This is a genomic window from Streptomyces sp. NPDC052043, assembly GCF_044548235.1.
Lineage (GTDB): Bacteria > Actinomycetota > Actinomycetes > Streptomycetales > Streptomycetaceae > Streptomyces.
Genome location: NZ_JBIUBT010000016.1, coordinates 175,836 through 185,923, shown reverse-complemented (window position 1 = coordinate 185,923; position 10,088 = coordinate 175,836). Strand labels below are relative to the sequence as shown.

Below are 10,088 nucleotides of genomic sequence, written 5' to 3'. Positions count from 1 at the left end.
TCCATGGTGTCCACACGCTGCACCAGCGGGTGGTTGCGGTCGTCCAGGATCTGGCGACCCAGCTCGGCGTTGTTGCCGTCCAGGCGCACCACCAGCGGCTTGGTGACCTCCTCGCCCTTGGACTCGAGCAGTTCCAGCGCCTGCACGATGCCGTTGGCGACCGCGTCGCACGCGGTGATGCCGCCGAACACGTTGACGAACACGGACTTCACGTCCGGGTCGCCCAGGATGATCTCCAGGCCGTTCGCCATCACCTCGGCGGACGCGCCGCCACCGATGTCGAGGAAGTTGGCCGGCTTGACACTCTTGTGGGCCTCACCGGCGTAGGCGACGACGTCCAGGGTCGACATGACCAGACCCGCGCCGTTGCCGATGATGCCGACCTCGCCGTCCAGCTTGACGTAGTTGAGGTTCTTCTCCTTGGCAGCGGCCTCCAGCGGGTTGGCCGCGGCCCTGTCGTGGAGCTCCTCGAACTCGGGGTGACGGAACTCCGCGTTGTCGTCCAGCGACACCTTCCCGTCAATCGCGACGATCTCGCCTTCGCCGGACCTGACCAGCGGGTTGACCTCAATCAGGAGCGCGTCGGAGGCGACGAAGGCCCGCCACAGCAACCGCAGGACCTCGGCCACCCGGTCGGCGACGTCGTCGGGGAAGGCGGCCTTCTCGACGATCTCGCGGGCTTTCTCCTCCGTCACGCCCTCGTTCACGTCCACCGGGACCTTCGCCAGGGCCTCGGGCTTGGTCGCGGCGACCTCCTCGATGTCCATGCCGCCCTCGACGGAGGCCATGGCCAGGAAGGTGCGCTGGGTGCGGTCGAGGAGGAACGAGACGTAGTACTCGTCCCGGATGTCGGCCGTGGGGGCCAGCATGACCTTGCGGACCGTGTGCCCCTTGATGTCCATGCCGAGGATGTCCGCCGCGCGGGCGACGGCCTCGTCCGGGGTGGCGGCCGGCTTGACGCCGCCGGCCTTGCCGCGGCCGCCGACCTTCACCTGGGCCTTGACGACCGCCCGGCCGCCCAGCCGCCCGGCCGCCGCACGTGCGTCCTCGGGCGTGTCGACGACCTCGGCGGCCGGCACCGGCACACCGTGCCTGGCGAAGAGATCTCGTGCTTGGTACTCGAACAGGTCCATTGACGTGGCCTCCCAAAGCCGCTCACGGAAGCGTCGGCGGCAGTGCGAGCATAAAGTCCACTGAATACTGTATGCAATAGCTGTGTGTGAGACTCCCGCCCCCACGCCGCCACGGCCTCCACGACTCCCCTCGGACCCTGGACACCGCTCGGCGATATTGCATACAGTATCCAGCCTCCCACTGAGAGGGGTCCATCGTGAAGATCGCGGTCCTCGGAGCCGGTGCGATCGGTGCGTACGTCGGGGCGGCTCTGCACCGGGGCGGCGCCGAGGTGCATCTGGTCGCCCGCAATGACCATCTGCGGGCCATGCGGGCCGGCGGAGTCCGGGTGCTGAGCCCCCGCGGTGACTTCGTCGCCCGGCCGCACGCCACGGACGACCCGGCCGAGATCGGCCCGGTCGACTACGTCTTCCTCGGTCTGAAGGCCCACTCCTACCCGTCGTGCGGGCCGCTCATCAAGCCGCTGCTCGCCGACCACACCGCCGTCGTGGCCGGCCAGAACGGCATCCCGTGGTGGTATTTCCACCAGCTCGCCGGGCCCTACCAGGGCCGGCGGGTGGAGGCGGTCGACCCGGGCGGCGCCACCAGTGCCGTCCTGCCGCCGGAGCGGGCCATCGGCTGCGTCGTCTATCCGGCCACCGTCGTCGAGTCCCCCGGAGTGATCCGGCATCTGGAGGGCACCCGCTTCTCGCTCGGCGAGCCCGGGGGCCAAGTCTCCGAACGGTGCACGGCGTTGAGCGAGGCGCTGATCGCCGGCGGGCTGAAGGCCCCGGTCGAACCGAACCTGCGCGACGACATCTGGATCAAGCTGATGGGCAACGTCGTGTTCAACCCGCTCAGCGCGCTCACCAGGGCGACCATGGTCGAGATCTGTCGGCACACCCACACCCGGCGCCTGGTCGTCCAGTTGATGGAGGAGACCCTCGACATCGCGGCCCGGGTCGGCAGTACGCCGGACATATCGATCGAGAAGCGGCTGCGTGGCGCGGAGGGGGTCGGGCACCACAAGACCTCGATGCTCCAGGACCTGGAGGCCGGCAAGCCGCTCGAACTGGACGCCATCGTGACGGCGGTGGTGGAGCTCGCCGACATCACCGGCGCCGAGGCGCCCACGCTGCGCGCCGTCCACGCGGCCACCGACCTGCTGGCGCAGTGCGGTTCACAGGGCGGCACCGCACGGAACGGCGCCGCGCCGGGAGCCGTACCCGCCTGAGCCAGGTCGCCGCCACCAGCTCCGGCCCGCGGCACCGCACACGGACCACCGCCTCATCTCCCCGTCGCCACGCGGGGAGATGAGGCGGTGGTGTGTGCGACGGACCGGTCAGTCGCCGGTGGTCTCCTCCCGTCGGCCGGCCGGCTTCAGCGCGGCGACGATCACGGGGGACAGGCCCTCCGCTCCCCCGTCGACGAACTCGGCCAGCCGCGCGCGCATCCTCGGGTCCCAGAATCGCTGGATGTGTCCCGCGACCGCCTCGGCGGCCTGCTCGTCCGGCAGGTGCCCGAAGGCCGCGGCGATGTCGTTCGCCATCCGCTGTTCCGGTGGCACGGCGCCCGCCATCTCAGTCCACCACCGCGTGCCGGTCGTCCGGGAGCCGGTCGGCGGCGTGCCCGGCGAGCGGGTGGGCGAGCCCGACCTGCACGGCGGTCACCTTGTACTCCGGGCAGTTGGTCGCCCAGTCCGAGTTCTCCGTGGTCACCACGTTGGCGCCGGTCACGGGATGGTGGAAGGTGGTGTACACGACCCCCGGCGGCATCCGGTCGGACACCCGGGCCCGCAGGGTCGTCCGCCCGACACGGCTGGCCAGCGTCACCATGTCGCCGTCGCCGATGCCGCGCACCTCGGCGTCGTGCGGGTGCAGTTCCAGCAGGTCCTCGGGGTGCCACACCACATTGCCGGTTCGGCGGGTCTGCGCCCCGACGTTGTACTGGCTCAGGATGCGCCCCGTGGTCAGGACGAGCGGGAAGCGCGAGGTGGTCCGCTCGTTGGTCGGCAGATAGGTGGTGACCACGAACTTCCCCTTGCCGCGGACAAATTCGTCCACGTGCATGGTGGGCGTGCCCTCCGGTGCCTCCTCGTTGCACGGCCACTGGATGCTGCCGAGCTTGTCCAGGGAGGCGTAGGAGATCCCGCGGAACGTGGGGGTGACCTGGGCAATCTCGTCCATGATCTGGCCCGGGTGGTCGTACTCCATGGGGTAGCCCATGGCGGCGGCGATCTCGCAGACGATCTGCCACTCGTGCTTGCCGGTCTTCGGCTTCATCACCGCGCGCACCCGGTTGACCCGGCGTTCGGCGTTGGTGAACGTGCCGTCCTTCTCCAGGAAGGAGGCGCCCGGCAGGAAGACATGGGCGAACTTGGCCGTCTCGTTGAGGAAGAGGTCCTGCACCACGACCAGTTCCATGGCCTCGAGCGCGGCGGTGACGTGCTTGAGGTTCGGGTCGGACTGGGCGATGTCCTCGCCGTGCACGAACAGGCCGCGGAAGGAGCCGTCGATCGCCGCGTCGAACATGTTGGGGATCCGCAGTCCGGGCTCCGCGAGGATCGTGCGGCCCCACAGGTCCTCGAAGACGGTGCGGACCGCGTCGTCGGAGACATGGCGGTAGCCGGTGAACTCGTGCGGGAACGAACCCATGTCGCACGAGCCCTGCACGTTGTTCTGCCCGCGCAGCGGGTTGACGCCGACACCGTCGCGGCCGATGTTTCCGCACGCCATCGCGAGGTTCGCCATCCCCATGACCATGGTGGAACCCTGGCTGTGTTCCGTGACGCCGAGCCCGTAGTAGATGGCCCCGTTGGGCGCCCGCGCGTACAGCCGGGTGGCGGCCCTCAGCTCCTCGGCCGGCACACCGGTGACGGGCTCGGTGGCCTCCGGGCTGTTCTCCGGGCGGGAGACGAACTCCGCCCACTCGTCGAACCCTTCGCAGCGGTCCGCCACGAAGGACTTGTCGACCAGGTCCTCGGTGACCACCACGTGCGCCATGGCGTTGATGACGGCGACGTTGGTGCTCGGGGTGAGCTGGAGGTGGTGCGCCGCCTCGATGTGCGGGGAGCGCACCAGGTCGATGCGGCGCGGATCGATCACGACGAGTTGGGCGCCCTCGCGCAGCCGGCGCTTCATCCGCGAGGCGAAGACCGGGTGGCCGTCGGTGGGGTTGGCGCCGATGACCACGATCACGTCGGCCTCGGCAACCGAGCGGAAGTCCTGTGTGCCGGCCGACTCGCCGAAGGTCTGCTTCAGCCCGTATCCCGTCGGGGAGTGGCAGACCCGGGCGCAGGTGTCGACGTTGTTGTTGCCGAAGGCCGCGCGCACCATCTTCTGGACGACGTACACCTCCTCGTTGGTGCAGCGCGAGGAGGTGATGGCGCCGATGGCGCCGGAGCCGTGGCGCTCCTGGAGGGAGCGCATCTTCCGGGCGACCGTGCGGATGGCCTCGTCCCACTCGACCTCGCGCCACGGGTCGGTGATCCTCTCCCGGACCATGGGCTTGAGGACGCGGTCGGGGTGGGTCGCGTAGCCGAAGGCGAAACGGCCCTTGACGCAGGAGTGGCCCTCGTTCGCCCCGCCGTCCTTGTAGGGCACCATCCGGACCAGTTCGTCGCCGCGCAGCTCGGCCTTGAAGGAGCAGCCGACGCCGCAGTACGCGCAGGTCGTGACCACCGAGCGGGTCGGCATGCCGAGTTCGACGACCGACCGTTCCTGGAGCGTCGACGTGGGGCAGGCCTGGACGCAGGCGCCGCACGAGACGCATTCGGAGTCCATGAACAGCTCGCCCGCGCCGGGTGAGACCTTGGAGTCGAACCCGCGGCCCTCGATGGTCAGCGCGAAGGTGCCCTGCACCTCGCCGCAGGCCCGCACGCAGCGGGAGCAGACGATGCACTTGGACGGGTCGAAGTCGAAGTACGGGTTGCTCCGGTCGGCCTCGGCGTCCAGGTGGTTCTCGCCCTCGTACCCGTACCGGACCTGGCGCAGCCCGACGACGCCGGCCATGTCCTGCAACTCGCAGTCGCCGTTGGCCGGGCAGGTCAGGCAGTCCAGCGGGTGGTCGGAGATGTACAGCTCCATGACGCCCTGGCGCAGCTTCTCCACCTTGGGCGTCTGGGTGCGCACCCGCATGCCGTCGGCGACCGGTGTGGTGCAGGACGCCGGGGTGCCCCTGCGGCCGTCGATCTCCACGACGCACAGCCGGCACGATCCGAAGGCGTCGAGGCTGTCGGTGGCGCACAGCTTGGGTATGTCGATGCCGGCGAGCGCCGCCGCCCGCATCACCGACGTGCCCTCGGGGACGGTCACGGGCAGTCCGTCCACTTCCACCGACACGGTCGGCTCCCCGGGCTTTTCGGGGGTTCCGAAGTCGGGTTCCTTGAGAAGGCTCATGCCGTGTCCTCCGTCCTCGCGCCGTTCGTCCGTGCGGTGGGCGCCGGCGCGTGTGCGTCGCGGGCCAGGAAGTCGTCAGTGAAGTGGGTGAGGGCGCTGCGCACCGGCATCGGCGTCAACCCGCCCATGGCGCACAGCGATCCGTCGGTCATCAGCTCGCAGAGGTCCTCGAGCAGGGCGAGGTTGCCGTCGCGGTCCTCGCCCGCCACGATCCGGTCGATCACCTCGACCCCCCGTACCGAACCGACGCGGCAGGGCGTGCACTTGCCGCACGACTCCGCGGCGCAGAACTCCATCGCGAAGCGGGCCTGCGCGGCCATGTCGACGGTGTCGTCGAAGACCACGACGCCGCCGTGGCCGAGCATCGCGCCGGCGGCGGCGAACGCCTCGTAGTCCATCGGCAGGTCGAACAGGGAGGGCGGCAGATAGGCGCCCAGCGGTCCGCCGACCTGGACCGTGCGCACGGGGCGTCCGGAGAGCGTGCCGCCGCCGTAGTCCTCGACCAGCTCGCGCAGGGTGACGCCGAACGCCGTCTCCACGATGCCCCCGCGGGCGATGTTGCCGCCGAGCTGGAAGACCTGGGTGCCGCGGGAGCGCTCCACGCCGAGTTCCTGGTACGCCCGCGCGCCGCGCGCCAGGATAACCGGCACGGTGGCGAGGGTGAGGACGTTGTTGACCACGGTCGGCCTGCCGAAGAGTCCCTCCACCGCAGGGATGGGCGGCTTGGAGCGGACCATGCCCCGCTTGCCCTCCAGGCTCTCCAGCATGGAGGTCTCCTCGCCGCAGATGTACGCGCCGGCGCCGACCCGGACGTGCAGGTCGAAGGTGAGGTCGGAGCCGAGGATCCGCTCGCCGAGCCAGTTGTTCCCGCGCGCGATCTCGATCGCGGCGCGCATCGCGGCGACGGCGTCGGGGTATTCCGAGCGGATGTAGACGTAGCCCTCGCGTGCCCCGACCGCGTGCGCGGCGATCGTCATGCCCTCGATCAGCATGAACGGGTCGCCCTCCATGACCATGCGGTCCGCGAAGGTGCCGCTGTCGCCCTCGTCGGCGTTGCAGCACACGAACTTCAGCTCGTCGGAGCACTCGGAGACGGTCTTCCACTTGACGCCGGCCGGGAATCCCGCGCCGCCCCGGCCGCGCAGGCCGGACTCGGTGACCTCGGCGATCACGTCGTCGCGCGGCATCCCCAGCGCGCACCGGAGACCGGCGAGACCGCCGTGCCGCAGGTAGTCCTCGGTGGACAGGGGGTCGGTGATCCCGATCCTGGCGAAGGTGACCCGTTTCTGCCGGGCCAGCCACGGCAGTTCGTCCACGACGCCGCGCCGCAGCGGATGGTCCCCGCCGTCGAGGAGGCCCGCGGCGAGGAGGCCCGCCACGTCCGAGGGGGCCACCGGTCCGTAGCCGACGCGGCCGGCGGGCGTCGCCACCTCGACGAACGGCTCCAGCCAGAGCATGCCGCGCGAGCCGTTGCGCACCACGGCGACCGGCCGGTCCTGGCCGGCGGCGGCGCGTCGGAGCGCGTCGGCGACCGCGTCGGCTCCCACGGACCGCGCCGCCGAGTCGCGGGGTACGTACACCGTCACGGGAGAGTTGGCTGCCGTCGTCATGTCGACACCGCCTCGTCGAGGAGGGAGCGCAGGCGGTCCACACTCACTCGTCCGTGCGTCTCCTCGTTCACCTGGATCGACGGCCCCAGCGCGCAGTTGCCGAGGCAGAAGACCTGTTCCACGGTGACCGAACCGTCGGCCGCCGTCTCGCCCGGTGCGAGGCCGACCCGGTCGCGGGCGCAGGCCACCAGGGCGTCCGCGCCGAGGGCCTGGCAGGCTTCGGCACGGCAGATGCGCACGGTGGTGCGGCCCGCCGGTTCGCGGCGGAAGTCGTGGTAGAAGGAGACCACCCCGTGCACGTCCGCCCGGGACAGGTTGAGTTCGTCGGCGAGCTGTGCGACGCACTCCCGCGGCACATGGCCGAGTTCCGCCTGGATGGCGTGCAGGATCGGCAGCAGCGCGCCGCGTTGGCCTCGGTGGGCGGCCACGATCGCGCCGACCGCGGCGCGCACTGGTACGTCACTCACGCTTGTGGTCATGATCGCCCCCAGTCACCGGTGTGCGCGGAAGTCGAGCGCGAGGCTCTGGCCGCTGTCGTACGAGTTTGGTTTCGCGAACACATGAACCCTTGCCCCTCGTCTGCGGATGCGCAGAGGCGGTGACCAGCGGCACAGCCGCTTCCGCCGACCCGGTCGGTGCACGGACAACTCCGCAGCATAATCACCTACTTGCAGTTTGTATACAGTGTTCAGGATCATGGGGCGTTCCGTTCCAGACCCCACGAGACAGCGCCGGACACCCCGAGTCGGTGGCTATGCGTGCACCTCGACCCCAACCGGCCGGGCGACCGCCGCACCCGGGGCCGGCAGTGCGGCCAGCCACGGCAGCACCGCGTCCAGCACGGTGTTGATCCCGCCGCCGCTCGGCCCGAGCATCGCGCCCGCCGGCACCAGGACGGGGTCGGCGCGGACGGTGGACGAGGCGCTGCCGCGCGGGCCCTCCCCGTCCGGCCGTGCGGGCACGAACAGCCCGGGGGCGTCGGCCGGCACCAGCCAGAGGGTCAGCCCGCCGCGCCCGTCGGCCGGACGCGAGGACCACACGTAGCTGTCGGCCTCCCCCGCCGCGACCACGTGGCGCTTGCGGGCGCGCAGCGCCACCACGTCCCCCGTGCGCGTCGCCGTCGAGGGCGGGCCGGGAGGCGTGCCGCGCCCACCGGACTCGACGGCCTCCGCCAGGGCGAGGGTGCTCAGGTGGTGCCCGGTGGCGATCCTCCGGCGCACCCAGTGGATGCCGTGGGCCTCGATGACCGCGACGGCCGCGTAGTGGGACCTGAGCACGGCACCGGTGGCCGGGCAGGCCCGGGACACCTCGGCCACCACCTCGGCAGCCTCCGCCAGGCCGAGACCCTGGCCGCCGAGATCGGCGGAGACGGTGAGCGCCAGCAGTCCGCAGTGCCCCAGCGCGGCGACCGAGGCCCGGGGGAACGCGCCGTGCGTGCGGACCCGTTCGGCCCCGGGCTCGACGACGCTGCTCATGACGCGGGTAAGAGCGGTGCGGTACGACATGGGGCGGCCCCTTGAAGTCACTTCCAACGCAGATTGCATACAGTATGCTCTCCGTCGGAGGTGGCGACCACCCCCGAGTGCGCGAATCCGCGGCCCGAGCGAAATCACACGCAGGTGACTGGACAGGCGCCACCTGATCGGCCGATGATTGCATACAGTATTCGTTGCCTGTATGCAGGAGATGTCTGCACGGCCAGACGCACCCATCCGTGTACAAGTGAGGTGATCCCCATGACCAGGGCTCTTGAGGGCGTGCGCGTCCTCGACATGACACACGTCCAGTCAGGCCCCTCCGCCACCCAGTTGCTCGCCTGGCTCGGTGCGGACGTCGTCAAGCTGGAGGCGCCGACCGGCGACATCACCCGCAGGCAGCTGCGGGACCTCCCCGACGCCGACTCCCTCTACTTCACGATGCTCAACTGCAACAAGCGGAGCATCACCCTCAACACCAAGACCGACCGCGGCAAGGAACTCCTCACCGAGCTGATCCGCCGCTCCGACGTCATGGTCGAGAACTTCGGACCGGGCGCCGTGGACCGGATGGGCTTCACCTGGGACCGCATCCAGGAGATCAACCCGCGGATCGTCTACGCCTCCATCAAGGGGTTCGGCGAGGGCCCGTACACCACCTTCAAGGCGTACGAGGTCGTCGCCCAGGCCATGGGCGGCTCGATGGCGACCACGGGCTTCGAGGACGGGCCGCCGACGGCCACCGGCGCGCAGATCGGCGACTCGGGGACCGGGGTCCACCTGGTGGCCGGCATCCTCGCGGCGCTCCTCCAGCGCGAACGCACCGGGCGGGGCCAGCGGGTCAACGTGGCCATGCAGCACGCGGTGCTCAACCTCTGCCGGGTGAAACTGCGCGACCAGCAGCGCCTGGCGCACGGCCCGCTCGCCGAGTACCCGAACGAGGACTTCGGCGAGGACGTGCCGCGCTCGGGGAACGCCTCCGGCGGCGGCCAGCCCGGCTGGGCGGTCAAGTGCGCGCCGGGCGGCCCCAACGACTACGTGTACATCGTGGTGCAGCCGCCCGGCTGGAAGCCCCTCACCGAGCTGATCAACCGCCCCGAGCTGGCCGAGGACCCCGAGTGGGCCGGCCCCGAGGCCCGGCTGCCGAAGCTGGACAAGATGTTCCAGCTGATCGAGGAGTGGAGCAGCACCCTGCCCAAGTGGGAGGTGCTGGAGGCCCTCAACAGCCACGGCATCCCGTGCGGCCCGATCCTGTCCACCAAGGAGATCATCGAGGACGAGTCGCTCGCCGCCAACGAGATGATCGTCCCGGTCGAGCACCCCGAGCGCGGCACCTTCAAGACGGTCGGCTCGCCGCTGAAACTGTCCGACTCCCCCGTCACCATCACCAGCTCCCCGCTGCTCGGCGAGCACAACCAAGAGGTCTACGCCGGCGAACTGGGCCTCGACGACGAGGAACTGAAGCTCCTCAAGACGAACGGAGTGATCTGAGC

General features: G+C 70.6%; 8 protein-coding genes. 2 read left to right on the top strand and 6 right to left on the bottom strand.

Features of this window, described 5'->3' with window-relative positions; translation table 11 throughout:
• A partial coding sequence (gene sucC / locus ACIHCX_RS32540; RefSeq protein WP_400035911.1) for an ADP-forming succinate--CoA ligase subunit beta occupies nucleotides 1-1,133 on the bottom strand: 1,133 nt, incomplete at its 3' end.
• A 197-nt stretch (nucleotides 1,134-1,330) separates the two neighbouring features.
• Here sucC and ACIHCX_RS32535 point away from each other — a divergent pair.
• The gene (locus tag ACIHCX_RS32535) at nucleotides 1,331-2,347 is read left to right on the top strand and encodes a 2-dehydropantoate 2-reductase (RefSeq protein ID WP_400035909.1); all 1,017 of its coding nucleotides are present in this window, start codon (nucleotides 1,331-1,333) and stop codon (nucleotides 2,345-2,347) included.
• Nucleotides 2,348-2,455: 108 nt separating this feature from the next.
• Here ACIHCX_RS32535 and ACIHCX_RS32530 read toward each other — a convergent pair whose 3' ends face one another.
• From ACIHCX_RS32530 to ACIHCX_RS32510, 5 genes are all read right to left on the bottom strand, one after another.
• Nucleotides 2,456-2,662 (bottom strand): formate dehydrogenase subunit delta, encoded by a 207-nt coding sequence (locus ACIHCX_RS32530; RefSeq protein ID WP_400035907.1) that lies wholly within the window; start codon nucleotides 2,660-2,662, stop codon nucleotides 2,456-2,458.
• A gap of 31 nt (nucleotides 2,663-2,693) precedes the next feature.
• Nucleotides 2,694-5,510: a formate dehydrogenase subunit alpha gene (gene fdhF, locus ACIHCX_RS32525; RefSeq protein WP_400035905.1), complete on the bottom strand. Its 2,817-nt coding sequence runs from the start codon at nucleotides 5,508-5,510 to the stop codon at nucleotides 2,694-2,696.
• Nucleotides 5,507-7,120, bottom strand: a complete 1,614-nt coding sequence (locus ACIHCX_RS32520) for a formate dehydrogenase beta subunit (RefSeq protein WP_400035903.1) — start codon at nucleotides 7,118-7,120, stop codon at nucleotides 5,507-5,509. The genes fdhF and ACIHCX_RS32520 overlap by 4 nt, the downstream gene beginning before the upstream one ends.
• Entirely contained in the window at nucleotides 7,117-7,587 is a 471-nt protein-coding gene (locus ACIHCX_RS32515; protein ID WP_400035901.1) for a formate dehydrogenase subunit gamma, read from the bottom strand. Before ACIHCX_RS32515 ends, ACIHCX_RS32520 begins: the two co-directional genes overlap by 4 nt.
• Before the next feature lie 285 nt (nucleotides 7,588-7,872).
• Entirely contained in the window at nucleotides 7,873-8,625 is a 753-nt protein-coding gene (locus tag ACIHCX_RS32510) for an acyl-CoA dehydrogenase family protein (protein WP_400035899.1), read from the bottom strand.
• A gap of 231 nt (nucleotides 8,626-8,856) precedes the next feature.
• Between ACIHCX_RS32510 and frc the strand changes: the two genes are divergently transcribed.
• Nucleotides 8,857-10,086 carry a formyl-CoA transferase gene (gene frc, locus ACIHCX_RS32505; RefSeq protein ID WP_400035897.1) on the top strand — a complete coding sequence of 410 codons (1,230 nt, stop codon included), beginning with the start codon at nucleotides 8,857-8,859 and terminating at the stop codon, nucleotides 10,084-10,086.
• The last annotated feature ends 2 nt before the right edge of the window (nucleotides 10,087-10,088 follow it).